The organism is Chengkuizengella sp. SCS-71B (assembly GCF_040100845.1).
Lineage (GTDB): Bacteria > Bacillota > Bacilli > Paenibacillales > KCTC-33759 > Chengkuizengella.
Genome location: NZ_JAZHSH010000001.1, coordinates 387,468 through 413,284, shown reverse-complemented (window position 1 = coordinate 413,284; position 25,817 = coordinate 387,468). Strand labels below are relative to the sequence as shown.

Genomic DNA, 25,817 nt, shown 5'->3' with positions numbered 1-25,817 from the left:
GAAGTAATAGTTGATTCATTAGTTTTACTTAATCAATTCATTAGTTCACTTAATCCATCCTTAAGCTCATCTGGTGAGTTTTCCCACCACTCTTGATTATTTTCCATTAAAGCCGTTCGCAGGGCTGTTTTCTCCGTCTCATCTAAACCATCTAAAATAAATTTACGTTTAAGCGCTTTGTCCATCTTATTTACATGATCTGCGAGAATCTTCCACCCTCTTCTTGCTTCTTCATCAATTAACATTTCACATACCGTAACACCTGCGTAATAAGAGCCTTCTTCATTGCGATCAACAGCCACCCATGCAACCCAACACTTCCTACCATTAGGTACTTCCTCTTTATCTGTTAGAAATTTAATTCCTTTTTCCACCTTACTTTTAGCATGCATAGCTCCAATATCTATATAAGCTTTATCCCCATCTATGATCATACTCGACATTTGGCTAAGATTAATCATCCCCGCTCCAAAACCTTTATGCTCTTTATTGCTAACTACATTCAAAGATAAATTCTTTTTTCCCTTTTTTTTATCAAAATCCATTCGTATAACACCGTCCTATTCTCCAATAGATGTAAACTAATTTTAGCATACAAAAAATATCAATGATAAACAAATTTTTTCTGTAAATTATGCAATCACCCAAGTTCAACTCTATGCAAGAGTTCGATCATTAACTGACTAATATCTAGGATTCACTCTACTACAAGAGATGGAACAAGCATATACATTAAATCATGACTCCTAACCTCGAAGTAGGTTAATCATTTTCGTTGTCGTGAACTTATATTATACGGAGAAAAATGAACAGAGGTGGAATGACATGTTGCAAAAGAAATTTTTTGGAAATGTATTAATTTTTATAACCGGTTTATCGATTATCTTTTTATTATTCATCACGCTTTGGAACACCATCCAATTCAACCATGAAAATGAAAGAAGTGTTGCGACTGTTTTAGATGAGAATGCCTCCCTCGAGAAACAAGCTGAATTTATACAATTAGATTATCCAGAAGATTCAAAACCTCTAAGTTCACGGATCGTGCATTACAACATTGATGTAAAGCTAGATGAAGAAAATAAAAAGTTGCTTGGTTCTCAAAAAATAACTTGGATTAACCCAGGAGAACAGCCTGTGAATGAAATCTATTTTCACTTATATCCGAATGCATTTCAATCCAAAAAAACCAGCTTCAATATTGAGTCAGGTGGGAGTTTAAGAAACGATAAAATGAAAAAAGATAGTTTTGGAAGTATGTCTATACATAACATAAGGTTAAATAATGGGAAGGACTTGTCACAGCAAACTTTTTTTATTCAACCTGATGACAAAAATCCAAATGATTATACATTGATGGGATTGAAACTCCCACAATCTGTTTTACCTGGTGAAGAAATCACACTTCATATGAGATTTACCGTCCACTTGCCTTATGTTTTTGCAAGGATGGGATATGCTGGAGATTTCGTTATGGCTGGGCAGTGGTTCCCGAAAGTTGCAGCTTACGAAGTGTCTGGGGTGCGTGGTAGAAGTAAAGAGGGATGGAATTTGCACCAATACCATGGCAATTCAGAGTTTTATGCTAATTTTGGTACTTATGATGTAAACATCAAAGTTCCATCGAATTACATTGTAGCTGCAACAGGAATAGAGATAGACAAATCTGAAACTACAATTGATCATACGTCAAATCAATCCATAATAGCAGAGAAAAATTTAGAGGAAAATAACAAGGATACAACTTATCACTTTAAAGCCGCAGATGTCCATGACTTTGCATGGTCTGCTTCTCCTCAATTTAAGGTCATAGAGGAATTCTATCGTTCAGAAAATATAAAGGGGGTTAACATTAAATTATACTTAGATCCTCTTCATATCGACTTAAAAGAACGCTACTTATATGCTGCTAAATCCGCCTTAAACAACTTCACAAATTGGTATGGTCAATATCCTTACCCTACTTTATCTATCGTTGTTCCTCCAGATGGGGCAAATGGGGCTGGTGGCATGGAATACCCTACTTTAGTAACCGCTTGGTCTGCTTCTGAAAAGGAAAAAGATAGTTCGTTAGAAAGAGTCATTATACACGAAATTGGACATCAATTCTGGTATGGTATGGTCGCTTCAAATGAATTTGAAGAAGCTTGGTTAGACGAAGCTTTCACCTCTTATGCTGAGGATAAAGTAATGGAAAAAGAGTATGGAATACGGTCAATAAACCATTATGAAGCTAGTTATGTATCGTCTCCTGCACCCCTTAAGCAAAACGCCTGGGAATACGAATATAAAAATGAATACGCCCAAAACGTGTATGTTAGAGGGAAGTTAGTGTTACGTGATATTGAGCATATCATAGGCACAGCTCAAATGAACAAAGTATTAAAAACATACTTCCAACGATGGAAATTCAAGCATCCCTCTACCGAAGATTTCCAAGCTGTATTAGAAGACGTCACTGCTCAAGATTGGGATCAGTATTTCAATACTTTTATTTATGACAATAAAATGGTTGATTATGCAGTACAATCGATTAACATCAACAAGATCACTAATCAAGAACAAACGTTATATAAACATCAAGTGCTGATACAAAAAAATGGGGCATCACACCATAAACCTCTATCCATTCTATTCACTTTTGAGGATGGAACTTCCATAGAAAAAACTTGGGATGGAATTGAGAAACATAAAATGTTTACGTTTCATCATACATCCGTCTTAAATTGGATTGCCATTGATCCTGAGCATACGATGATTTTAGAAAATAAACATATTAACAACTTTAAAAAAACTTCTATAAATTCAGAAACAAAAACAAGATGGAATTTAGTTTTGATCCAATGGATTGAAGCAATATTAAACGCCAAGATGTGGTGAGGTGATATGATGATAGTAAATATAATAAAACAAGGATTGAAAACAACAAATCAAAATATGGTTTATATCTTATTATTTTCAATGTATCAGCTAGTATGTGGGATCTTATTATTTCAATGGATTGAAAGTGTCATTATCTCAATTTCACTACGTTTTCCAGACTCTAGCATTATGGACGCTAGACAGTTATTTATTATAGAAGGTCAGTATTTAATCACAGATGGAGATTTCATGTTAAAGTTCCTCTCTCCTCTCTTGATATTCATAGGTATACGCTGGATAGTATCCCCACTACTGAATGCAGGACTTTTTTATGCTATACATCATAAGGAGTCCAAATCTGATAAACCTTTGTTTTTACAAGGGGTTATTAAATTGGGTAGGTCATTTTTTATCATTTCTTGCATCCATCTGTTGTTCTTTAGTTTACCTCTTTATTGGATATTCCCATTTTTAAAAAATACACTAGAAACTTATACTACTCCGTATTCATTACTTTGGAATGTTACCCCTGTATTGATAGCTTATATCGTATATGTTTGGATTATCCATATCCTATTCATGTATATTCAATGGGGTAAAACCACGAGCAATAATATCACATCACCAGTTGTATTTATGTTAAAAAATATAGTAATTACTAATGGTTTAAGTCTAATCATTATTATTATCATTGGCGTATTTACAGCTTTATTTTTTTCTGTCTCTATGATGTGGGTAGGTTTTTGGGCAATCATAATAAATCAAATCCAATATTTTATTAGGGTTTATTTGAAGGTTTGGGAAATTAGCACACAGTATCATTTTTGGCTGCATAAAAAAGAGCCCCAATAGGCAATCGGAGCTTTATGGATTAATTGATAATTGATAATGGGTAAAATGGAATTTAGGACATTGAAGCAGGTGGAATTTTAAGAGCAGTGCCAGGTTCAGGCATAGTTCCTACCTGCATACCATTGTAATCTGCCAACTCTCTAGCAGTTATACCATATTGATTTGCTATAGTTTCAAATGTTTCTCCTTCAAGAACTGTATGATAAACTTCTTCCGGTTCTGGCTCTGGCTCTGGTTCAGGCTCTGGTTCAGGCTCTGGTTCTGTCATAGCTTCCGGAATTAAGAGCACTTGACCTACATATAAATCCAAAGGAGAAATAATATTGTTATATCTCATCAATCTTCTTGCTCTAATACCATACATTCGTGCAATTCTCCAAATCGTCTCCCTTGGTTTAACGATATGGTACGCCACACCTGGCTCTGGAAGAACAGGGACTCGTAATACTTGACCTACATAAAGCATATTTGGATCTGAAATATTATTAATTGCCATCAAATCTTCCACAGAAACACCTGAACGTTGTGAAATCGCGTTTAATGTGTCACCAGACTGTACAACGTAAGTTCCCGCTATAGGTTCTTCTGGTGCTGGTTGCGCCTTTGGAATGTACAGTATCTGACCTACATAAAGGTAACTTTCTTCAGTAATATTATTAATCTCAACTAAGTCAATAATAGGTACTCCAAATTTCTGAGAAATCATATATAATGAATCACCTGGCTGTACTACATAAGTTTCCATTTCCATAGGTACTGGAATTTTCAGCATTTGACCCACATATAACATATTGGGATCCTGAAGATTATTTAATCGAATAAGATCAGATACTGAAACATTATATGCAGCCGCAATATCATTTAGCGTATCTCCCGGTTGAACAATATAGGTATCTGCTACACCAATTGTAGGTATATAAAGCTTTTGACCTACAACAATATAATCCTGATTTGTAATTCCATTCACTTCCATAATCGCTTGAACGGTAACACCATATTTTGCTGCGATTTCATTCAATGTATCGTTCGCCTGTACTACATAAATCATAATGTAAAAAAACCTCCTAATGTTGATGATGTTTAACTCAACTAATATTTATCTCATTGATAAGGTATGATGAACCCTGATAAATTGCCTCGGTCAAATGCCTATTTTTTGTGACAAATGACTATTTTTTGAGTTTTTTTGCACAGAGGTTATGATTTCTAAATAAACATAAAACATTAGACGGGTACAGGTGGAGGAAGCATCAATACTTGACCTACTCTAATCTTATTCGGATCTGTTAATCCATTCATCCTCATTAATTCATTTCGGTTCACATTATGATATTGTGCGATTTTAGTTAGCGTATCACCTGGTACAACAATGTGATATTCGCCTGTTTCCGGTTTAATTGGCACAATCAACATTTGACCGATATAAATACTATCGGGATCTAATATATTGTTGATTTTTATTAAGGTATCAATAGGAACATTAGATTGATTTGATATTGTATTTAGAGAATCTCCCGATTTGACAATGTACACATTAACTTCTGGTGGCTCTGTTGGTTGTGGTGGTTCCACAGGTTCAGAGCTGGCAGGGATATATAACATTTGACCTACATAGATATACCCGGCATCACTTAGATTGTTAACATCCACGATTTCCTGTACAGTTACTCCGTATCTACTTGAGATTGCAAATAGTGTATCTCCACTTTGGACAATATACCATTCGCCTTTTTTGGGGATGATTAACTTTTGACCTACATAGATCACAGTGTTGCTTAAATTGTTTGCTTCCATAATTTCATTCACCGAAATTCCATAAGTTTGACATAAATCGTATAATGTGTCCCCAGATTTCACTATATGTGCATGTTCCATAGTTGGTATCATTAATGTCTGACCTATATAAATCATTCCACTAGTAAGATGATTCTGTTTTATAATCATTTGTAGTGGAATGCCATACTTTTGAGATATACCCCACAAATTTTCCCCTTCTTTGACTACATGCGCAATCATATTCTTTAACCTCCATAACCTCTTTCATAGTTAAAGTATGTTTACCCAAGATATTTTGCCCCTACTTCTTATCATCATTTTAATAATTAAAGGAGTATGTATTCCCATCCCTAGCACACTGGATGATTATTTCCCAATAAAAAAAGCGCTATAGCAGCGCATTCTGTTAACCGTTTAATCATAAAATTTTATTTTCAAACTAGTATCTAGCATTCAAATACTGTAGCTTTAAGACTTCGGGAACCAACAGTAAGACTACCCTCAGGAGGAGGAGTAACCAATGTACATCTGAGGTTATACGTATTAAGTCCAGCACTTGGATTATTATCCACTAAAGGAAAGTTTGGAAAGTTTGTATGTCTTCCTTGGTTAGCTGTTACATAATCCATTTCATCATTGATTGTTGCTATGGTAGTATCATTACGCAAGATCTCATAGATTACTTCAAAAGTTACATTAGCTTCTTCATCTATAACAGCGATTTGAGCCATTGAATCCAGTGATACTTGTGTTTTCTGTGGTTGTTTGATACATACGTCGACAGAAGCTACAACTGTAGGTGCGTCTCCAACAAGATTAATTACATTTGGATCATTAATATCATATGGATCATCTACCGAAACCGTATCAGCAACAACAAAAGATCCTTTCTTTAATCCCATAAACTTACCTCCTAACTTCATAAATTATCCGTTCATTCTATCTTATGAACAATTTAATAAAGTTGCTTGGACTCTTATCTATAGGCTGGAATGTAAAAAAGAGCTCTGTTATGTTATTAATTTAAGTAATTAAATCAAACTAACTACATTAATGATATTATCAACTTCAATTTTGATCCTATGCTTACTTTTTTCATATGTAATGGCACCTTGCCCTAGGCTGATTTGACTATTAGAACCAAGAGCATAAAACACATCATCTGTTAACGTTTTTAAGCACTCTTTTTGCTGATTCATCAATCCTTCTATATGGAAGTCTAATTTTGAGTACTTTCAAATACTTTAGTAATCAGAACCTCTACTCGACGGTTCGCTTCACGCCCTTCTGAAGTGTCATTCGTTGCTACAGGATGATATTCACTATATCCAATTGCACTAAAGTTTTGCGGATCTAATTTTTCATTCTCTAACAAAATTCGCATATAATTTAAAGCTCTTGTTGAACTAAGCTCCCAATTAGATTCAAATTGTTCTGAATGATGTGGAATATTGTCTGTATGTCCTGCTACTAACACTTCATAGTCCGGATAATTCTCGAGCAATTCTGCAATCGTGATCGCTAGTTTTCTAGATCCAAACTTCACATCCGCACTCCCAGGTTCAAATAAAGTATTATCACTTATCGTTAACTTTAGCAAATATTTATCCATTTCTATTTTTAATTGAGAGGTCAATTCATTGTTATCTATGTATGCCTGCAGCTGATTTTTTAAACTCTCTAAATCATATTCATAATGTGGAGTGAAATTGGTTTCATCAATAGAAGTTAAATCACCGTTATCGAAATCATCTGCAGATTTCACTCTGGTATCTCCTTCAAGTATACTCGTGCCACCATCCAAATAGGCATTCAATGAACTTGCAAGCTTCTTCATTTTTTCAGAATCAATTTCACTTGAACTGAATAATACAATAAATAAAGCAAGCAGCAAAACTAATAAATCTGCATATGGGATGAGCCAAGATTCATCGATTTTAGTGTGATTATCTAACTTCCGCGTACGTTTCACCAGCTACACTCTCCTTACTTCCTTTCCTCTCTTGATTTCGTTCATTTTGAGGAAGAAATACGGATAACTTATGTTGAATCGCAGCACTTGAAATACCTGATTGAATAGAAAGCAATCCTTCAACCATCATAAGTTTCAACTCAATTTCCCTTTGAGATAAACGTCTCAGCTTATTCGCAAAAGGATGCCATAACACATATCCCGTAAAAATACCTAATAAAGTTGCGATAAATGCAGCGGCAATAGAACGACCTAAGATATCTACATCATTTAAAGTACTCAAAGCTGCTATTAAACCAACAACAGCCCCCAACACGCCTAAAGTTGGTGCATAAGTACCCGCTTGTGTAAAGATCTGTGCCCCAGCCTCATGCCTGTTTTCAGTTGCAGATATATCTTCCATTAATACCTCTCTCACAAAATCAGGATCATTACCATCAATAATCATTCGCATCCCGTTTTTCAAAAAAGGTTCTTCAATATCATTCATTTTATTTTCAAGAACAAGTAATCCTTCTCTTCTTGTTATCATTGCCCAGTCTTTAAAAACAGCAATTGTTTCTTGTTGTGTTAATAGTTTTTGCTCTGTAAAAAGAATTTTAAATAATTGAGGGATTTTTTTTAGTTCATACATTGGAAATCCAATCATGACAGATGCAATGGTTCCTCCGATTATAATAAGTAATGCAGTAAAATTAAATAAAGATAAAAGACTTGCACCTTTTAAAACCATACCAAAACCTAAAGACAGTAACCCAATAAACAAACCAATAATTGTACTTTTGTTCATATGCTGATCTCCTTAAAAAGTGATAACAAACGTCAATATATTCCCTTTTTTAGTACTTTTATTACATTGTATCAGACAATCTTCGACAGATAGGAAAAAAAATCCTGCTGCATAAATAATTAAAAGTATAGGAGTTTATTCCTAAAAAAAGGACTCCTATACTTCTAAATAGTTCTTAAGATCTATAAATTCACCAAGTTGGTAAAATGTTGTGTTGTTATCTTCCTAATAAAATCTGTGCATATGGTGAGGTAATAGGTAACATAATGATCGGTTCACCTTGGAAGGTGGTTATATAACTTTCTAATGTGCGATACAATTTATAAAATTCAGCGTCTTTTCCATAAGCTGCATTGTAAATACTTGCTGCTTCTTGTTCTCCTTCAGCAATAATTTTCTTAGATGATGCTTGAGCTTCTGCTATAAGTTCCTTCGCTAATCGATCTGCATTGGAAGTAATTTTACGGTATTCCTCATCACCCTCAGAAAGGTATCTAGCAGCAATTGCACGGCGATCTGAGATCATTCTCTTAAATACACTCTCTTTATTTTCATTCGGTAAATCTGTTCTTTTAATACGTACATCTACAATTTTGATTCCATATTTATCACGTTCTAACACACTTGCCACTTCATCGGAAATTTGTTTGTTTAAATCTCCACGTGCAGATCCGGTCTCACTAATAATGTCTCCATAATCAATCTCAGACAATTTACGCCTTACAGTGTTATATACAGCATTATCAATTCTTTTTTCACCATTACTTAACGTTTGTGCTGTTTGTAAAAATTGTTTCGGATTTTCAATTCTCCAGACCGTATAATTATCCACTTCGATCGGTTTTTTATCCTTTGTTAAAATCGGTGTTGGATTGCTATCATATAACATTTGTCTCTTAGGAAGTGAAGTCACAGATTGGATAAATGGAATTTTAAATTTAATCCCTGGGTCTTGATAAATTTGAACAGCTTCGCCAAATTGTAATACGACTTTGTATTCCCCTTCATTCACAATAAAGAGAGAGGTAAATCCCAATAAAATAACTAAAGCTACAACGATGATTGCTGTTATTAATTTCTTTTGATTATTCATTGTGACTCTCCTCCTTGTGATGATTTATTTGTTGATTTACTATTTGTTAGTTCATTTAAAGGTAAATATTTTACGGTATCTCCTGAATCATCTGTAACTACAACTTTCGCATTAGGAAGAATTTTTTCTAACGTTTCTATCACTAAGCGATTTTCTGTAATCGTAGGACTTTTCACATATTCAGTATAAATGGCATTAAATTTTTCAACGTCACCCTGTGCGTTTAAAATTCTTGATTTTTTGTCTGCTTCTGCATTTTCAATTAATGCTTGTGCTTCCCCTCTCGCTTTTGGCAAACGATCATTCATATACTCCTGTGCATTATTAATTTTTGTATTTTTCTCTTCTCTAGCATCTGTAACAGCTTTAAAAGCAGCTTGAACTTCACCTTCAGGAGGTTCTATATCCTGAAATTTAATATCCATGACTTGAATACCTGTAGAATAAACATCCTGCAATTCAATTAATTTTTTATACACTTCACTTTGAATTTGCGTCTTACCTTCTGTAATTGCAAAATCTAAATTCGTAGAACCCATTACAGAACGAATGGATGCAACAGCTGAATTTTTAAGAAATTCTTCTGGATTATCAATGTTGTATAGATAGTCTCGAATGTCACTGATTCTCCACTCGACTACTGCATCTGCTGAAACGATGTTTTCATCCCCTGTGATCATTAGAGCCTCTTCCTCTTTTGCTACGGTTTGACCATTAATCACATCGTAACCGATATAAATTTGCTGAGTTCTTTTAGCCGGCAATTTAACGACCTGTTGAATCGGATAAGGTGCTTTAAAATGCAATCCCGATTCTATTACAGTATCTGTGTATTTCCCAAATGTTAAAATTGCAGCATGCTCTTGCTCCTCCACTGTGTAAAACATCGTTATTCCTGCTAAAACAATCAAAACTAATACAAGCCCTATTACCCCTTTTTTAATCGCTCCTGGTGGTAACGGAGGCATCTGGGAGTTAGATGACTTTCCTTCCCCATTAATGACTTCCATATTTTTTCCCCTCTCTGTTTCTTTCCAATATTATGTATGATAATAGTAATCATTCTATACGTAATTGTAACAGTCCAGTTTCAAATAATCCACAAAAAGAAATACCATTTAATAAACAAAAAGTGAGGAAGAAAGCGTCACTGATAATTCTTCACACTTAGCTCATCAATCCGTTTAAACGAATATCCTTGTTTACGAGCATCATCAATAATGTTATCCAAAGCTTCTGCGTTATCCTTAGAAACTGAATGCAAAAGAATCACAGCACCTGGATGCAGTTGTCTCATGACACTGTCGTATGCATATTTCCATCCCTTTTGAGCTTTCGTATCCCAATCTTTATAAGCTAGAGACCAGAAAACATTCGTATATCCTAACTTGCTGCTGATTTCAAGAACACGATCATTAAAAATCCCTCTTGGCGGTCTCATATATTCCATTTGCCACTGCCCTGTCACCTCAGCAACTGCTTCCTGTACCTTATCCAGCTCCTCCTCTATACGAGTATCAGAAATAGTAGACATATCCGGGTGCCCCCAAGAATGATTACCAATTAAGTGACCTTCATTTACCATCCTCTTTAATAAATCAGGTTGTTCTTTTACATATTGACCTGTCACAAAAAAAACTGCGGGTACCCTTTTTTCATTTAATACATCCAAAATTTTTATAGTGTGCCCATTCTCATATCCATTATCAAATGTTAAATACAGTACTTTTTGGGAGGTGTCCCCTAGAAAAATTGCACCGTGTTTTTTTAAAAGATCTGAAAAACCCTCTTGTTCTATTGAAGCAGGATCACCATTTCGACTCTTTTTTAATCCAAAATGATATACGTCTCCAGTGTACCCATACACGCTATTAACAAAGTTTGCACTCATCACCAAACCGAATATTACCCATATACAAACCAATAACCTTGCTAGTTTTGTTTCCTTCACTGTCTGTTCCTCCTAAATTTATATTTTTCCAAGAAAGAAAACCTTTGGCATGGTTAATATTCCAAAGATGGCTGTAGTTTATCCCCTGTGTCTAAGCGATTGGATCAGCAGACACTAGTAAAAACGCACTAATGGACTCTAGCCATTAGCACGTTCCCTAGTCATCATTCTATTTACTTAAACGAGTTCACTTTTTTATTTGATGAACTCCATGACCTAACGCACCTTCTGCTGCTTCCATTACGATTTCTCCTAGCGATGGATGCGCATGGATGGTTAAAGAAATGTCCTCTAAGGTTGAACCCATTTCCACTGCTAAACCAAGTTCAGCGATTAAATTAGAGGCTTCTTGACCTACAATTTGTCCACCGAGCACGATACCTGTTTCTTTTTCTGCAATAATTTTTACAAATCCATCTGTAGCGTTTTTGGACATCGCACGTCCGTTACCGCCATAATTAAATTTATTCATTACAATGTCGATTCCCTTTTCTTTCGCATCTCTTTCCTTCAAGCCAACACTCGCCATTTCTGGATCAGAAAATACAACTTCAGGAATCGCTTTATAATCAATGATACTAGGTTGACCTGCAATGACTTCTGCTGCAACCTTCCCTTCATAACTTGCTTTATGGGCTAGTGCATAACCTTCTACGATATCACCTATCGCATAAATGTTAGGTACACTAGTTTTACATTGATGATCGATTTCCACTAATCCACGATCTGTCAGTTTCACTCCGATATTTTCAAGACCTAGTTGATCAGTGTTCGGACGGCGGCCTACAGTAACAAGCACATATTCCGCTGTCACTTGTTTTTCTTCGCCCTTCACTTCAAAGGTCACAGTCACATCATTGTCAGTTACCTCTGAGCTTTTCGCCATCGCATTGTTATATACTTCAACGTTCGATTTCTTTAGATTTTTGCTAACAAAACGAGTCATCTCTTTTTCAAAACCTGGTAAGATCGTGTCCGCTCCTTCTAGAACCGTAACCTTAGTTCCAAACTTTGCATATGTTTGTCCTAACTCAATTCCAATGTATCCTCCACCGATGACAATCATACTTTTCGGAATTTCTTGTAATGATAAAGCCTCTGTTGAAGAAATAATACGATCCCCGAACGGGAAGGTTTTTAATTCAATCGGTCTAGTCCCTGTTGCAATAATACAAGAGTTAAACTTTAAACGTTTTCCTTCTTCATCGTTGCTTACACTGGCAACATTCTCTTCAATGAAAAATACTTCTCCACTTAGAATTTGAACATCGTTCCCCTTAAGTAGGAAACCAACACCACCCGTTTGTTTTTGGACGATACCGTCTTTCCAAGCTTGTACTTTTGCATAATCAACACTTATATTATCCGCTTGAATTCCAATGTCCGCTCCATGGCTTAGTGATTCAAATTTCTCCGCTGCTGAAATTAGAGCCTTTGATGGAATACAACCACGATTTAAACATACACCGCCAAGTGCATCTTTATCTACAATCGTTACTTTTTTACCAAGCTGTGCAGCACGAATGGCTGCTACATATCCACCTGGTCCAGCGCCAACAACCAGAACGTCAACTTCTTCAACGAAATCTCCTACTACCATGTTTTACACCTCCATGACTAACAACTGCGGGTCCTCTAACAGCTGTTTAATGTAATTCATTGCATATTGAGCTGTTGCTCCATCAATAATACGGTGGTCAAAACTTAAAGACAATGCCATCACTTTTCCGACCGCGATCTCACCATCTTTGACTACAGGTTTCTCCGTAATACGTCCTGTTCCTAAAATAGCAACTTCAGGATGATTGATAACTGGTGTAAAAAACATACCGCCAGCAGAACCAATATTTGTGATGCTCATCGTGCTTCCTTTTAACTCATTTGCAGTTAATTTACCTTCACGGGCACCTGTTGATAAATCTTTAATTTCTTGGGCGATAGTCCAAATGTTTTTCGCATTTGCATTTTTAACTACAGGAACCATTAAACCATTATCTGTATCTGTAGCAATTCCGATATTAAAGTATTTTTTATATACGATTTCCTGTTTGTCATCATCAATAGATGCATTCAAAACTGGATATTCACGCAAAGCAGCAACTAATGCTTTTACGATATAAGGCAAGTAGGTCACTTTGATGCCTTTTTTCTCCATTAACGGTTTCACTTGTTCTCTATATTCGACAAGTTTTGTAACGTCTACTTCATCCATGATCGTAACATGAGGCGCAGTATATACCGATTTCACCATCGCATTCGCAATGACTTTACGTATTCCCTTCAATGGAACTCTTTCTTCTAACTCTTCTGCTCCTGCGGGTACAGCTGCTGCACTTGCTGCTGGCGTTGCGGCTTGTTTGGGTTGTTCCGTTTCAACTAAAACTTCAATTGGAGCTGCTTCTGTTTGTACTGCGGCTCCTCCTGCAGAGAAGGAAAGAACGTCTTCTTTCGTAATGCGTCCATTTTTTCCAGTACCGTGAACTTGATCTATCTGTACACCTTTATCTCTTGCAAGTTTACGAACACTTGGCGTTGCAAGAACTTCTCTATGATCTACTGGTGCAGGTGCTTGAGAAGATACTTCGTCAGGTGTTACCTCAACAACCACTTCGTTAGAAGGCTGTTCTGGTTCCGCTTGAGCATTAACAGCAGGCTCATCTGCACTACTCTCTACTTCCCCTTCAACTTCAATCGTTGCTAATATATCCCCTACTACAGCTACCGTACCTTCTTCTACTTTTAATTCAGCTATTTTACCCGTCACTGGTGAAGGAACCTCAACGACAGCTTTATCGTTCTGAACTTCCATTAGTATATCGTCTTCATTAATCATATCCCCTTGAGATACGTTCCACTTTACGATCTCACCTTCATGTAAACCCTCGCCTAATTCCGGCATTTTATATTGAAAAAGTCCCAATTTATGAACCTCCTTTTTAGAAATTGATTACTTCTTTCACACCTGCGATCACTCTTTTTTCATTTGGCAGCCATTCTTTTTCGATTTGTCCGAATGCTACAACTGTATCTGGTGCTGCTACTCTGATGACTGGAGCCTCTAGGTGTAATATCGCTTTTTCGTTTATTTGGGCCATAATTTCCGCTGCTGCACCTGAAGTTTTTTGAGCTTCTTGAACTACAATGGCACGATTGGTTTTCTTCACTGACTCAACAATAGTTTCTATATCTAAAGGCATTAAAGTACGTAAATCAATCACTTCTGCTTGTACGCCTTGTTTTTCTAATTCTTCCGCTGCTTTTAATGAAGTATGGACCATATTGCCATAAGTAATAATGGTCACATCACTGCCTTCACGAACAACGTTTGCTTTTCCAATTGGTACTGTGTATTCGCCCTCTGGAACTTCACCTCTGAAAGAACGATAAAGTTTTAAATGCTCCATAAAAAAGACAGGATCGTTATCACGAATTGCAGAAATCAACAAACCTTTTGCATCGTATGGGTTGGATGGTATTACAACCTTGATTCCTGGTGTTTGCATCATTAAACCTTCTAAACTATCTGTATGAAGTTCTGGTGCGTGCACGCCCCCTCCAAATGGAGTTCTAAACGTAATCGGGCTATTGTATTTTCCACCTGAACGGTAACGCATGCGAGATGCCTGTGCGCAAATAGAATCCATGACTTCAAAAATAAAACCAACAAATTGAATTTCCGCTATCGGACGAAAGCCTTGCACCCCTAATCCTAGTGCTAATCCACCAATACCTGATTCTGCTAATGGGGTATCAAAAACTCGATCTTCTCCAAATTGCTTTTGCAAACCTTCAGTAGCACGGAATACACCGCCGACATGCCCCACATCTTCACCGAATAGCAGTACATTCTCGTCTCTTTCCAATTCAACTCTCATTGCGTCTTTGATTGCTTCAATCATTGTCATTTGTGCCATAACTTAATTCCCCTCTTTCTCTAAGTAAGCTTTTTTTTGTTCTTCAAGATGCGGCGGTGTAGTTTCAAACATACTATCAATTAAGCCAGGGATCGTCATTTTTGCTGTTGATTCGGCTTTTTTGATTTGATCAGCTACCGTTTGTTTTGCATCTTCAATCGTGTTCTTTTCATCATCTTCTGTCCAAAGGTTTTTTGTTTCTAAATATTTACGGAAACGTACGATTGGGTCTTTCAATGCCCACTTAGATTCTTCATCCTTGGTACGATATTTTGTTGGATCATCACCAGACATGGAATGGGGTCCAAAACGATAAGTGATCGCTTCGATTAATGTAGCACCTTCTCCGTTACGCCCTCTTTCAGCTGCTTCTTGAACTGCTTTGTACATAGCAAGTACGTCCATTCCGTCTACTTGTACAGACTTAATTCCAGCTGCCAACCCTTTTTGTGCAATCGTTTCTGCCGCTGTTTGTTTTGATGATGGCGTTGAAATCGCGTAGCCATTGTTTTGCACTACAAATATAGCAGGTAAGTTAAAAGCTCCAGCAAAGTTCATACCTTCGTAAAAATCACCTTGTGAGCTTCCTCCGTCTCCTGTATACGTAATGACTACATTTTTTTTGCCACGCTTTTTAAGTCCCATTGCTACACCCGCACTCTGTACTATCTGAGCACCGATGATGATTTGCGGCATGAGCACATTAACACCTTCAGGAACTTCCCCACCATGTTGATGGCCTTTGGAGTATAAGAATGCTTGATACATTGGTAAACCGTGCCATACGAGTTGCGGCATATCTCTATAACCAGGACATATAAAATCCTCTTTATTTAAAGCAAACTCACTTCCAATCATAGAAGCTTCTTGTCCTGAGACTGGAGCATAGAAACCTAACCTTCCTTGTCTCTGTAAGCTAATTGCTCTTTGATCCCAAGTTCTTGTAAAGACCATTCTTCGCATTAATTCCTTTAACTGCTCATCACTAAGATTTGGTAATAGTTCTTCATTTACTTTACCATCCAATGAAAGAATGGATAAAAGTTCTACTTTGTTTGTGCGAACCTCATAGCTCGCTTTGTCCATTACTGAAACATCTTCCATAATAAATTTCACCTCTACCTAAGTATTTTTTATAATATCGAAGCATCAGTAATCCGGGTCAGACCTAACATTTATGATTTAGAAAAAAAATGACCTGTATTTAGCTGATGAAGTATTGTATTAATCTGTTATATCAATATTAACAAACTGTCATAATTAAACAAAAGGGTTAATAGACCATTTTATTAATATAATTATTAAAAATTAAATATAACAGTATGTAGTATTATATAATACAGATATGAAAAAATCCATCTTTATGTTACAAATAATTTAGTTGTTACCTTATCATGATCATTTTGTGCTGAATTTACTAAAATTACTCTGAATAAATGGAAGGTTGATGGTTATGAGCGATGTACGATATTACAAAAGAACAATAAACAAAGAACAGATCCAATCTACAATATTAGATGATGTAAGAAGTCTACGAGTTTATCTACCTCCAGGATATAATGAGTTATCTTCATATCCTGTGATATATTGCCAAGATGGCGAACAGTTTTTTAATTTTGGAAGAATTGCTACACATGCAACTCGACTTATTTTAGAGGAGGATTTAGAGCCTGTCATTATCGTAGGAGTAGATGTGAAATTATCTAAAAGAACGTCTGAATACGCTCCAGAAGGAGAACGTTTTGAGATTTATAAGGAGTTTTTCATACATGAACTCCTTCCTTTTATAGAGGGAAAGTATCCTGTGAGAAATCATAAGAGTGAACGAATCATTGCAGGTGATTCTTTGGGAGGAACGGTATCCTTACATCTTGCTTTAGATCATCCCGATCTATTTCAAAAAGTAATTTCTTTATCTGGCGCATTTTTAGACCGTACACAAGCTCGTATAGAGTTAGAAGATGATTTATCTTGGTTAGAGCTTTATATGATTATTGGTTTGCAAGAGGATGTGGTAAAAACAGAAAGAGACACTTTTGATTTCCTCCAAGCCAATCGAATAACGAAAGGAATTTTATTGGAGAAAAAAACGAAGTTAAAGTATGTGGAAAAAGACGGGGAGCATTTGTGGGGTTTTTGGCAAAATGAGCTTGAGGAGATACTGAAGTACTTTTTGAAAGGTTGATGTGATTTTTAGAGTTAGGCTTATTGTTTATACCTTGATTTGATCCTTTCCATCATAACTAGGATCTCATCATTATCCATTTCGACAGAGTTCGATTCAAAACTTTGCTCAAATATGTTGGACTCTGTGGATATATACTGCTTCATTTGATTTACAAAACCTTCAACAGAGTTTAAATTCGTCAATTCAGATAAACTAGCAGTGCTGTTTGGTTGCACTTGAGGATGCTCTATAAATTCATTACTTTTACCAGTCGCTGCTATTTTATAAAAATCACGGACAAGAGAAGCACGTTGAGACCCACTACCTTCAACAACAACAAATGCATGGACAATAAATGATTTTGTTTGTCTTCTTTGTGCAATTCCACAAAACTTGAATCCATGAATACTTAAATCATAATCTCCAGGACAATAAGAGCCAACAACCTCGCCTTTATTTATTTCCTGGGGAAAACCGCTAAGTGTATTTTTTATATATTGATACATAATTTCAAAATCATGATGTATGTTTATTTCACCGGTTAGCTTTGGTAAAATAATGGAGATATTAATAACCCCTTTATCCAAAGGAACAGCAGCCCCTCCAGAATGTCGAACCATCACATCATAACCTTGTTTTTGCAGCCATAAAACGCCCTCTTTTGCATTAGGAAGTTTCCAATCACGCATCCCTAATACAAAACCTTTCTGATGCCTCCACACATGTATCATAGGAGTTTGTCCTAATCCTACTTTTCTACAATATACTTCATCAAAGGCAAAGGGATATAGAACATTTTGTTGTAAGACATTGTTAGTATTATTAACGAACACCATGTTGTTCGGCCACCGAAATGATGTATTCATTAAAATCTCCTTTATAAAGTGAACTTAATATGTATAAAAATATTCACCTTATTATACACGAAAATAATACAGAAGTTGATGTATCAGTTTTGAAGACACTTTTTTAGAGAACAAAAAAAGAGGCAGATCATAATAAAATCTCTCCCTCTTTTTCATTATTAAGATTGTAATGCTTCAATCATCTTATCTAAATGTGTAATTTTTTCAGCTAATTTTTCATTAAACTCTGTCATTAAAGCTACTGTATGATCCAAAAGTTCTTTTACTTTCTCCATGTCATGATCTTGATTTGCTTTAATTAATTCTTTTTTGACATCCATTAATTCCTGATGAATCTCAAGTACCTTATCATGTGTATCCTTTGCTTTTTTCCAATGTTTTTTGGCTTTTTTTATAGCATTTTTTTCATGATCACCATTTATACATAAATCAATGATTTCGGCTTTTTTTTCATTGATTTGCATGTGTAATTCATGGCTTTTTCTTCTTAAATCATTGAGCTTTAAAAGAACCTCTTTATGTTCATTCATCATGGAAGGTGTGCTTTTTTCCATGTTCATTTCACTTTGTTTCATGTCTTTCTTAAATTTCTTCTTTTCTTCCTCGGGCTTTATATCTGATTTGCCCTTCTTTTCTTCTTTAACATTTTCCTCAGGTTTTATGTTCTGTTCTTCTTTAACATTTTCTTCAGGCTTTATGTTTCCTTTGCCCTTTTTTTCTTTCTTCATTTCTTCAGGTTTTACATTTCCCTTACCTTTTTTGTCTTTCTTCTCTTCTTCAGGTTTTACATTTCCCTTACCCTTTTTGTCTTTCTTCTCTTCCTCAGGTTTTACATTTCCTTTACCTTTTTGATCTTTCTTCTTTTCCTCAGGTTTTACATTTCCTTTACCTTTTTGATCTTTCTTCTCTTCTTTTACTTCTTCCTCAGGTTTTACTTCTTCTTTCTTTTCAGGCTTAATTTCTTTTGCTTTTTCTCCGCGATCTTGATTTTCAGGTGGATTCACCATTATTTCTGGATTTAATATTTGAGCAGAGCTAATGCTCATCACACCAAAAAACAGTACTATCGCTAATAAAATAGAGCTAATTCTTTTCATAACCATTACTCCATTCTTCATAAGATTTTGTTATAGTATATGGATAGGTTGTGTCATAACTCTAAAAAAAATGTATGGATTGGAGAAATAAATGAGTCAACAAAAGTTCGACTTTACAAATGGAAGCATACAAAAGAAAATGATTTTATTTGCCACGCCTGTATTGTTGGGGAACATTTTACAATCATCTTATCAATTAATTGACAGCCTTTGGGTGGGGAATTTACTTGGTTCAGAAGCTCTTGGTGCACTCGCTATCTCTGCACCCATCTTTTTTTCCATCCTTTCATTTATGATTGGAATCAATAGCTCAACCTTAACTATTTTGTCTCAGCAAAAAGGTAAAAATGACGAAGAAGGTTTAAAGCAGTCGCTTAATGCATTTGTTGTCATTTTAGGTATTTTGTCTATTTTATTCGGTATTATTGGATTTTTTTGTTCAAATATATTACTTAAATGGTTAGGAACACCAGAGGAGATTTTACCTTTGGCTAAATCTTATCTACAAATCAATTTTTTAGGAATTATATTTTTGTTTGGCTATAATTTTATAGGTACCATCTTAAGAGCCTTAGGAGACAGCAAAACACCTATTCGATTTATTTTTTTAGCGGTTATATTGAATACTTTTCTTGATCCACTATTTATTTCAGGGTTTGGATTAGGGATGGATGGGGCAGCTTATGCTACTGTGATCTCTCAAGCAATCGCCTTTTTATACGGACTATGGTACTCCATTTACAGAGCTAATGTTCCTTTTACTATACCTAAGTTTCCAGAAAAAAAAGAAATAAAAACTGTACTGAAATTAGGTATTCCTGGTGGACTTCAGATGATTGCGATTTCAAGCGGATTAGTTGTTGTGATCAGTGTTGTCAACTCATTCGGAAAAGATGTGATTGCTGGATTTGGTGCTGCTCAAAGAATCGAAAATATTATTTTACTACCTGCGTTTACATTGGGCTCTGTTGTAAATAGCATGGCTGGACAAAATATTGGAGCAGATCGCTGGGATCGAGTAAGTGAAATAGCAAAAAAAGGAGCTTACCTTATAGTTTCTTTAACATTAATGATCAGCTTGTTCGTTTTTCTAGGGGCTGAGTTTCTTGTTCGAATGTTTGTGGATAATCCAGAAACAGTCGCTTTTGGTACTACTTATTTAAAAACAATTGCATTCTTTTATCCTTTTATCGGAATCAATTTTGTATTAAATGGCATTGCACGTTCGTCTGGAGCTATGATGCAAGTATTGATTTTAAACATTATTTCATTTTGGGTTTTACGATATCCGCTTGCTTTGTTATTTTCCTCTATTTGGGGAGAGATAGGGATTAGTATTGGGATTGGATTAAGTTTTGTAGTGAGCTGTTTGTTAGCCACTTTATATTACTTTTTTGGGAAATGGAAGGAGATTGATATTTTTGAGGAGAAAAAGTCGAAAAGTGATGGAGGCGTAAGCCACTAAAAGAAAGAGATGAAACCAATTTAAAATGAACACAATTGACAATGAACTCAATGGTAGTACTCATATTCACTCCACTTGCCCACCCCGCAAAAGTCGCTCACATGAGTACTACCATTGCTTTGTATTTCATGTGAGGAACAACTTGCTAGTTTTTCAATGAAGTATTTGTGGCTTTTTATACTGGGAAGGTGAAGAGATGTACACAATGGGGGGTACTCATATTCACTCCACTTGCCCACCCCGCAAAAGTCGCTCACATGAGTACTACCATTGCTTTGTATTTCATGTGAGGAACAACTTGCTAGTTTTTTATTGAAGTATTTGTGACTTTCTATACTGGGAAGATAAAGAGATGTACACAATGGGAGTACCCATATTCCATCCACTTGCTCACACCGCAAAAGTCGTTCACATGAGTACTGCCAATGCTTTGTATTTCAAGTGATGAACAACTTTCAAAACGCATACCCTGTTCAGTATCTTATGTAGCTGAAATCGTACGAGTTTCCTTGAAGTAATAGTGACTTACTTTATCGGGGGAATTGAGGAAGAGATGTTCATCTCGCAGTGGATTGCTTCATAGGTATTACGTAAAGACCTTCCTCCTGATGCCATTCTGCATAAAAAATATCCTCAACTCTTTTGATATTTAATTTCACTAATTCATTTTGCAACCAAGCTTCATCAAAGCCACTTGCTGTTAAATTATCTAACAACACTTCCCCATCAATGATAAAAGTAACGGATAGGAATGTTGGGCGTGGATGCATGTCTAAATCTTGTTGTGTAGTAGTTGAATATAATGATTTCTTAAGAACTGAAAGTGTACCATTTGCTTCTAACAAAGCAAATTCTACTTCATGTACTGAAAAAGTATCTTTTTGTCGCAATAGAGTTTGTAATTGATTGATGCTCATTTTATTTTTTCTTAGTTCATTTCGATCGATTATTCCATTATAGATCACGATGGAAGGGTTTCCCTCTAAAAAACCACGAAGTTTTAAAAATTTTATTTCTAACATTTCAGCTATGTACATTAATAAACCCCAAACAAAAACAGCAAATAAAATGTATCCAAAACCAATATCCTCATCATATATTGCATTACCAACAAGTTCACCCAACACTAAGGCAGATATGAATTCAAATGGGGTGACTTGATTAATTGAGGTTTTTCCTAAAATTTTTGTCATCAAAAAAAGGAGTATAAATCCAATAAATAACTCCACACTAATATCTACAAAATTCATAGAATCCTCATTCTTTCAATCTGCCTTTTAGTTTCCTCTGTTCCTAATTCATGAACTTTTTTATAAATACCAGCTAACACTCCATCATAGTCATCATTTTCCTGATCATTATGATATGCCATCGCTGGTATAAAGGACCTTATAAAAGTAGTGTGTTCTGCATCTTCTCTAAAATTAAATAGTTCTTCAAGCTCTGTAAGTTCTTTAGCTGATGCATATATTTCAAACTCATAGGAAGCCGCCGTTTGTTCTTCTAGTATGGTGCCTGCCTGCACTGAAACGTAATATTTTTGCCTTTCCATAATAAGATAACTCCCCTCAAGTTTTATTTAAGTACGTAAATGTAAAAGAAATATGCACCGACTAGCATTAAAAGGGTAATAATCACATAACTAAGTAATACTGGATTTAAAATGATCGGATGTTTCGTAGATGTTCCACTTTGATCTTCATTCCTTTGCTCTTGAGCTAACCTAAACGTATAAATTAACGAACCAATACCGATGATCACGATAAGGACCAACCCAATATTGATATAAGTACTGTACATCCCATTCATGTTTTTTTCCTCCTTTTTACTCCTTTATGTTTTCCCTTTTTAAGGTTTCTTATAAGTCAAATGATAAAAATAAGGGGTCTGGTTTCGGATTAAAGTCATCAGCAAGCAACACAAAAAGCTCTTGATCATATACCAAGAGCTACATCATTATTTCTATTTCCTATTTTTACTTTTAACAAATTTATTCCAATATGTAAGCCAATGCTTCTACAGCTTGATCTAACGTTTCTACAACTACTTGTGATTTATTGGATAATTCCTTTAACGCATGGTGGAGTTCTTCAGGACGAACTAGTATAACAGGTTTGCCCAGTTGAATCGCTGTAGCAGCATCCATCGCAGTGTTCCACTGTTTATATTTAGAACCAAATAATGCTACAACTACATCTGCTTTGTTCATTAATACTGTAGTCCTAAGATTGTTCATTTGAGAAGCCGCTTCATCTCGATAAATGGCATTTGGTTGTGTCCCTTTAATTGATTCCCCTATTTCGTCTGATCGATCATGATTTTCCTGTGGTCCCACGGTTTGGATGGAAAGGTTTTTTTCCTTGATTTTACTTCTAAAACTCTCTCTCCAATCATCATGAATTTGACCCGCTAAATAAACTACAAGTTCCATCATTCATTCACTCCCTTAAAAATTTAAAAATAAAATATTTTCTATCCAAATTATTGAAATGTCAATAAGTATAAAAGATTTCTGACATTTTCATCACAACTACTCTTCGGATATTTTTTAAATTTATTTCTTGAAAATTTCACTTGCCAAATCATTCAAATTTAGTATACCATAAGTTAAATTTCAAACCCTTTTTGTGATTGTTGAATCTAATCTTATATCTAATGAATGAATTCTTCACTAGATTAAAGGATTTCAAAAAAATATGTCGAAATATGAAGATCTGAAAGGAGCAATCATCATGGCTTTTGAAATTCGTCCTTATCCCGAATGGTCGTGGTCGCAATCACGCCATCAAATTTTTAGGGATTGTAAAAGAAAATATTATTACCATTATTATGGTTCACATAACGGTTGGTTGAGAGAGGCATCCGAAGAACAGCGTACAGCGTACCGTTTAAAACAAATTACTAATCTTTATATGATGTTAGGCGATGGTGTTCATCTAATGGCAGAAGCTTCATTAAAACAATGGCAGCTAGAAAAATCCATACCTAAGCAAAAAGAGATCACTGAAGATGTTCGATTCCACCTGAATCAAGCTTATAAAGATTCATTAGACATGGCAAGATGGAAGATGGCACCAAAAAAACTAAAAATGTTACACGAGTTATACTACGGTGATAAACTTCCACCAAAACGAGTAGAACAAATTAAAGAGCGCTTAAAACTATGTGTAACCAATTTTTTTGAAAGTGAAACGATACAAGATCTATTACAAGATCAAGATATGAAAATAATAGAGATAGAAGAACTTAACACCTTTCTCATCAACGGACAGAAAATTTATGTGAAGCTAGATTTTTTATATAAAAAGCGAAACCGTTGGATCATCGTTGATTGGAAAACAGGAAAAGAATCTGAAGAAAATGAAAATCAACTTTTGTTATATGCACTATTTTTACATGATAAATATAAAGTACCTTTTGAACAGATAGAAATTAGGTTAGAATACTTGTTATCTGGAAAGACTGCAAAGATCACAATCGATGAAAATGAACTAAATCAGCTTAAAATTGACATAGTAGAAAGTATGAATCAAATGAAAAAATGTCTAGAGGAACCTGAAATGAATAAACCTCTACCCATTTCTAAATTTACACCAAACCCTACTACACAAAATTGTTGGGGTTGTAACTTTAGAGAAAATTGTGATGAAATAGCTAACTAATGTAGGCAATAAGGAGGAAACCATGCAAAGCATTCAGATTCAAGACATTATTCACGCTAGTCGGGTGCTTAATCCCGTCATTGAAACTACCCCACTACAATATAATGAACTGTTATCTCAAATGTATGACTGTAATGTTTATTTAAAACGGGAGGATTTACAGGTCGTTCGTTCTTTTAAAATTCGAGGGGCTTATCTTGCGATACAAAGTTTATCCAAAGAGGTTCGTGAACGGGGCGTTGTATGTGCCAGTGCTGGAAATCATGCGCAAGGAGTTGCTTATTCGTGTAATCGATTAGGTATCCAAGGCAAAATATTTATGCCTTCCACAACACCAAAGCAAAAAATCTCGCAAGTAAAATTATTTGGTAAAGAGTTTGTAGAGGTCATCATGACAGGTGATACGTATGATGATGCTTATACAACCGCGATACAATATAGTAATGAAAAAGAAATGCCCTTTATCCATCCTTTTGATGATCCTCTTACTGTTATTGGGCAAGGAACTATAGGGATGGAAATTATGAATCAAACTTCTGAAAATATTGACCATGTATTTGTGACCATAGGTGGCGGTGGATTAGCTGCAGGAACAGGGAGTTATATTAAAAGTGTGAGTCCTGACACAAAAATCATTGGGGTAGAGCCTGAAGGTGCCCCTGCAATGAAACGATCTATTGAACAAGATGAAATCGTCAACCTTGAAAATATAAACAAATTTGTAGACGGTGCTGCAGTTCAAAAAGTAGGAAGGATTACATTTGAACTTTGTAAACAGCTTGTAGATGATATTGTACTCGTTCCGGAAGGAAAAGCATGTACGACCATTTTACAAATGTATAACAATAATGCGATTGTAATTGAACCAGCTGGAGCATTACCAATTACGGCACTAGATTTTTATAAAGATGAAATCAAAGGGAAAAATGTCGTTTGTGTCATCAGTGGTGGGAACAACGACATTGATAGAATGCAGGATATTAAAGAACGTTCACTTATATATGAGGGGTTAAGGCATTATTTTATTATTAATTTTCCTCAAAGATCGGGTGCATTAAGAGAATTTCTAGATGATGTGCTAGGCAAAGATGATGACATTATTCAATTTGAATATACGAAAAAGAACAATCGAGAAAATGGACCCGCACTCGTAGGTATTGAGTTAAAACATCGTGAAGATTATGATGCACTGATTGAACGTTTAGCGGAAAAAGATATCAAATATATTGAAATTAATAAGGATGAGAAGCTGTTTAATTTATTGATATAAAAATTCCATTTACACAAAAAAATTTATATTCCCTCATTTAATACAAAAAAGTAGCTAATACAAACTCATTTTGTAATTAG

Annotated in this window: 26 protein-coding genes; 6 read left to right on the top strand and 20 right to left on the bottom strand. The window is 35.3% G+C overall.

From position 1 onward, the window contains the following. Positions 1 to 32: 32 nt before the first annotated feature. Positions 33 to 545, bottom strand: coding sequence for a YwhD family protein (locus tag VQL36_RS01995; RefSeq protein WP_349247707.1), 513 nt, complete (start codon positions 543 to 545; stop codon positions 33 to 35). Between the two features lie 280 nt (positions 546 to 825). Between VQL36_RS01995 and VQL36_RS01990 the strand changes: the two genes are divergently transcribed. Next, positions 826 to 2,880, top strand: coding sequence for a M1 family metallopeptidase (locus VQL36_RS01990; protein WP_349247706.1), 2,055 nt, complete (start codon positions 826 to 828; stop codon positions 2,878 to 2,880). A gap of 9 nt (positions 2,881 to 2,889) precedes the next feature. Continuing rightward, complete coding sequence (locus tag VQL36_RS01985) at positions 2,890 to 3,714, top strand: hypothetical protein (RefSeq protein ID WP_349247705.1); 825 nt, start codon at positions 2,890 to 2,892, stop codon at positions 3,712 to 3,714. A 52-nt stretch (positions 3,715 to 3,766) separates the two neighbouring features. Here the strand turns inward: VQL36_RS01985 and VQL36_RS01980 are convergent, their stop codons facing one another. The 13 genes from VQL36_RS01980 to pdhA form a co-directional block, all read right to left on the bottom strand. Then, entirely contained in the window at positions 3,767 to 4,762 is a 996-nt protein-coding gene (locus tag VQL36_RS01980) for a LysM peptidoglycan-binding domain-containing protein (RefSeq protein ID WP_349247704.1), read from the bottom strand. Positions 4,763 to 4,938: 176 nt separating this feature from the next. After that, entirely contained in the window at positions 4,939 to 5,730 is a 792-nt protein-coding gene (locus VQL36_RS01975) for a muramidase family protein (RefSeq protein ID WP_349247703.1), read from the bottom strand. 206 nt (positions 5,731 to 5,936) lie between these two features. Beyond that, positions 5,937 to 6,392 carry a hypothetical protein gene (locus tag VQL36_RS01970; RefSeq protein WP_349247702.1) on the bottom strand — a complete coding sequence of 152 codons (456 nt, stop codon included), beginning with the start codon at positions 6,390 to 6,392 and terminating at the stop codon, positions 5,937 to 5,939. A gap of 129 nt (positions 6,393 to 6,521) precedes the next feature. Continuing rightward, positions 6,522 to 6,692 (bottom strand): hypothetical protein, encoded by a 171-nt coding sequence (locus tag VQL36_RS01965; RefSeq protein ID WP_349247701.1) that lies wholly within the window; start codon positions 6,690 to 6,692, stop codon positions 6,522 to 6,524. A gap of 17 nt (positions 6,693 to 6,709) precedes the next feature. Continuing rightward, entirely contained in the window at positions 6,710 to 7,462 is a 753-nt protein-coding gene (locus VQL36_RS01960; protein ID WP_349247700.1) for a flagellar motor protein MotB, read from the bottom strand. Continuing rightward, on the bottom strand, positions 7,437 to 8,252 hold the full coding sequence (gene motA / locus VQL36_RS01955) for a flagellar motor stator protein MotA (RefSeq protein ID WP_349247699.1): 816 nt from the start codon (positions 8,250 to 8,252) through the stop codon (positions 7,437 to 7,439). Before motA ends, VQL36_RS01960 begins: the two co-directional genes overlap by 26 nt. A 217-nt stretch (positions 8,253 to 8,469) precedes the next feature. After that, positions 8,470 to 9,345 carry a protease modulator HflC gene (locus tag VQL36_RS01950; protein ID WP_349247698.1) on the bottom strand — a complete coding sequence of 292 codons (876 nt, stop codon included), beginning with the start codon at positions 9,343 to 9,345 and terminating at the stop codon, positions 8,470 to 8,472. Continuing rightward, positions 9,342 to 10,355, bottom strand: coding sequence for an FtsH protease activity modulator HflK (hflK, locus tag VQL36_RS01945; protein WP_349247697.1), 1,014 nt, complete (start codon positions 10,353 to 10,355; stop codon positions 9,342 to 9,344). The genes VQL36_RS01950 and hflK overlap by 4 nt, the downstream gene beginning before the upstream one ends. 137 nt (positions 10,356 to 10,492) lie before the next feature. Next, positions 10,493 to 11,236 carry a delta-lactam-biosynthetic de-N-acetylase gene (pdaA, locus tag VQL36_RS01940; RefSeq protein ID WP_349251099.1) on the bottom strand — a complete coding sequence of 248 codons (744 nt, stop codon included), beginning with the start codon at positions 11,234 to 11,236 and terminating at the stop codon, positions 10,493 to 10,495. A 247-nt stretch (positions 11,237 to 11,483) separates the two neighbouring features. Then, positions 11,484 to 12,896 (bottom strand): dihydrolipoyl dehydrogenase, encoded by a 1,413-nt coding sequence (lpdA, locus tag VQL36_RS01935; RefSeq protein ID WP_349247696.1) that lies wholly within the window; start codon positions 12,894 to 12,896, stop codon positions 11,484 to 11,486. A gap of 3 nt (positions 12,897 to 12,899) precedes the next feature. Then, the gene (locus tag VQL36_RS01930; RefSeq protein WP_349247695.1) at positions 12,900 to 14,216 is read right to left on the bottom strand and encodes a dihydrolipoamide acetyltransferase family protein; all 1,317 of its coding nucleotides are present in this window, start codon (positions 14,214 to 14,216) and stop codon (positions 12,900 to 12,902) included. A gap of 16 nt (positions 14,217 to 14,232) precedes the next feature. Further along, positions 14,233 to 15,210 carry an alpha-ketoacid dehydrogenase subunit beta gene (locus VQL36_RS01925; RefSeq protein WP_349247694.1) on the bottom strand — a complete coding sequence of 326 codons (978 nt, stop codon included), beginning with the start codon at positions 15,208 to 15,210 and terminating at the stop codon, positions 14,233 to 14,235. A 3-nt stretch (positions 15,211 to 15,213) separates the two neighbouring features. After that, positions 15,214 to 16,296, bottom strand: a complete 1,083-nt coding sequence (gene pdhA / locus VQL36_RS01920) for a pyruvate dehydrogenase (acetyl-transferring) E1 component subunit alpha (RefSeq protein WP_349251098.1) — start codon at positions 16,294 to 16,296, stop codon at positions 15,214 to 15,216. A gap of 367 nt (positions 16,297 to 16,663) precedes the next feature. Between pdhA and VQL36_RS01915 the strand changes: the two genes are divergently transcribed. Continuing rightward, complete coding sequence (locus VQL36_RS01915) at positions 16,664 to 17,395, top strand: alpha/beta hydrolase (protein ID WP_349247693.1); 732 nt, start codon at positions 16,664 to 16,666, stop codon at positions 17,393 to 17,395. 20 nt (positions 17,396 to 17,415) lie between these two features. Here VQL36_RS01915 and VQL36_RS01910 read toward each other — a convergent pair whose 3' ends face one another. Next, positions 17,416 to 18,243: a lipoate--protein ligase family protein gene (locus VQL36_RS01910; protein WP_349247692.1), complete on the bottom strand. Its 828-nt coding sequence runs from the start codon at positions 18,241 to 18,243 to the stop codon at positions 17,416 to 17,418. A 158-nt stretch (positions 18,244 to 18,401) separates the two neighbouring features. Beyond that, a complete protein-coding gene (locus tag VQL36_RS01905; RefSeq protein WP_349247691.1) occupies positions 18,402 to 19,340 on the bottom strand; it encodes a hypothetical protein in 939 nt (312 codons plus the stop codon). Between the two features lie 91 nt (positions 19,341 to 19,431). Here VQL36_RS01905 and VQL36_RS01900 point away from each other — a divergent pair, with 91 nt between their 5' ends. Then, entirely contained in the window at positions 19,432 to 20,805 is a 1,374-nt protein-coding gene (locus tag VQL36_RS01900) for an MATE family efflux transporter (protein ID WP_349247690.1), read from the top strand. A gap of 557 nt (positions 20,806 to 21,362) precedes the next feature. Here the strand turns inward: VQL36_RS01900 and VQL36_RS01895 are convergent. The 4 genes from VQL36_RS01895 to VQL36_RS01880 form a co-directional block, all read right to left on the bottom strand. After that, positions 21,363 to 22,055, bottom strand: coding sequence for a DUF421 domain-containing protein (locus VQL36_RS01895; protein WP_349247689.1), 693 nt, complete (start codon positions 22,053 to 22,055; stop codon positions 21,363 to 21,365). Beyond that, complete coding sequence (locus VQL36_RS01890; RefSeq protein WP_349247688.1) at positions 22,052 to 22,357, bottom strand: hypothetical protein; 306 nt, start codon at positions 22,355 to 22,357, stop codon at positions 22,052 to 22,054. Before VQL36_RS01890 ends, VQL36_RS01895 begins: the two co-directional genes overlap by 4 nt. A gap of 23 nt (positions 22,358 to 22,380) precedes the next feature. Next, complete coding sequence (locus VQL36_RS01885) at positions 22,381 to 22,614, bottom strand: hypothetical protein (RefSeq protein WP_349247687.1); 234 nt, start codon at positions 22,612 to 22,614, stop codon at positions 22,381 to 22,383. Positions 22,615 to 22,795: 181 nt separating this feature from the next. Then, positions 22,796 to 23,236, bottom strand: a complete 441-nt coding sequence (locus VQL36_RS01880; RefSeq protein WP_349247686.1) for a YtoQ family protein — start codon at positions 23,234 to 23,236, stop codon at positions 22,796 to 22,798. Positions 23,237 to 23,537: 301 nt separating this feature from the next. Between VQL36_RS01880 and VQL36_RS01875 the strand changes: the two genes are divergently transcribed. Together VQL36_RS01875 and ilvA are read left to right on the top strand one after the other, a co-directional pair. Then, complete coding sequence (locus VQL36_RS01875; protein WP_349247685.1) at positions 23,538 to 24,467, top strand: PD-(D/E)XK nuclease family protein; 930 nt, start codon at positions 23,538 to 23,540, stop codon at positions 24,465 to 24,467. Between the two features lie 22 nt (positions 24,468 to 24,489). Next, a complete protein-coding gene (gene ilvA, locus VQL36_RS01870) occupies positions 24,490 to 25,737 on the top strand; it encodes a threonine ammonia-lyase IlvA (RefSeq protein ID WP_349247684.1) in 1,248 nt (415 codons plus the stop codon). The last annotated feature ends 80 nt before the right edge of the window (positions 25,738 to 25,817 follow it).

Coding starts and splice junctions, on each gene's coding strand:
- VQL36_RS01995 (WP_349247707.1), bottom strand. CDS start 545: ATGGATTTTGATAAAAAAAAGGGAAAAAAGAATTTATCTTTGAATGTA.
- VQL36_RS01990 (WP_349247706.1), top strand. CDS start 826: ATGTTGCAAAAGAAATTTTTTGGAAATGTATTAATTTTTATAACCGGT.
- VQL36_RS01985 (WP_349247705.1), top strand. CDS start 2,890: ATGATAGTAAATATAATAAAACAAGGATTGAAAACAACAAATCAAAAT.
- VQL36_RS01980 (WP_349247704.1), bottom strand. CDS start 4,762: ATGATTTATGTAGTACAGGCGAACGATACATTGAATGAAATCGCAGCA.
- VQL36_RS01975 (WP_349247703.1), bottom strand. CDS start 5,730: ATGATTGCGCATGTAGTCAAAGAAGGGGAAAATTTGTGGGGTATATCT.
- VQL36_RS01970 (WP_349247702.1), bottom strand. CDS start 6,392: ATGGGATTAAAGAAAGGATCTTTTGTTGTTGCTGATACGGTTTCGGTA.
- motA (WP_349247699.1), bottom strand. CDS start 8,252: ATGAACAAAAGTACAATTATTGGTTTGTTTATTGGGTTACTGTCTTTA.
- VQL36_RS01950 (WP_349247698.1), bottom strand. CDS start 9,345: ATGAATAATCAAAAGAAATTAATAACAGCAATCATCGTTGTAGCTTTA.
- hflK (WP_349247697.1), bottom strand. CDS start 10,355: ATGGAAGTCATTAATGGGGAAGGAAAGTCATCTAACTCCCAGATGCCT.
- pdaA (WP_349251099.1), bottom strand. CDS start 11,236: ATGAGTGCAAACTTTGTTAATAGCGTGTATGGGTACACTGGAGACGTA.
- lpdA (WP_349247696.1), bottom strand. CDS start 12,896: ATGGTAGTAGGAGATTTCGTTGAAGAAGTTGACGTTCTGGTTGTTGGC.
- VQL36_RS01925 (WP_349247694.1), bottom strand. CDS start 15,210: ATGGCACAAATGACAATGATTGAAGCAATCAAAGACGCAATGAGAGTT.
- pdhA (WP_349251098.1), bottom strand. CDS start 16,296: ATGGACAAAGCGAGCTATGAGGTTCGCACAAACAAAGTAGAACTTTTA.
- VQL36_RS01915 (WP_349247693.1), top strand. CDS start 16,664: ATGAGCGATGTACGATATTACAAAAGAACAATAAACAAAGAACAGATC.
- VQL36_RS01910 (WP_349247692.1), bottom strand. CDS start 18,243: ATGAATACATCATTTCGGTGGCCGAACAACATGGTGTTCGTTAATAAT.
- VQL36_RS01905 (WP_349247691.1), bottom strand. CDS start 19,340: ATGAAAAGAATTAGCTCTATTTTATTAGCGATAGTACTGTTTTTTGGT.
- VQL36_RS01900 (WP_349247690.1), top strand. CDS start 19,432: ATGAGTCAACAAAAGTTCGACTTTACAAATGGAAGCATACAAAAGAAA.
- VQL36_RS01895 (WP_349247689.1), bottom strand. CDS start 22,055: ATGAATTTTGTAGATATTAGTGTGGAGTTATTTATTGGATTTATACTC.
- VQL36_RS01890 (WP_349247688.1), bottom strand. CDS start 22,357: ATGGAAAGGCAAAAATATTACGTTTCAGTGCAGGCAGGCACCATACTA.
- VQL36_RS01885 (WP_349247687.1), bottom strand. CDS start 22,614: ATGAATGGGATGTACAGTACTTATATCAATATTGGGTTGGTCCTTATC.
- VQL36_RS01880 (WP_349247686.1), bottom strand. CDS start 23,236: ATGGAACTTGTAGTTTATTTAGCGGGTCAAATTCATGATGATTGGAGA.
- VQL36_RS01875 (WP_349247685.1), top strand. CDS start 23,538: ATGGCTTTTGAAATTCGTCCTTATCCCGAATGGTCGTGGTCGCAATCA.
- ilvA (WP_349247684.1), top strand. CDS start 24,490: ATGCAAAGCATTCAGATTCAAGACATTATTCACGCTAGTCGGGTGCTT.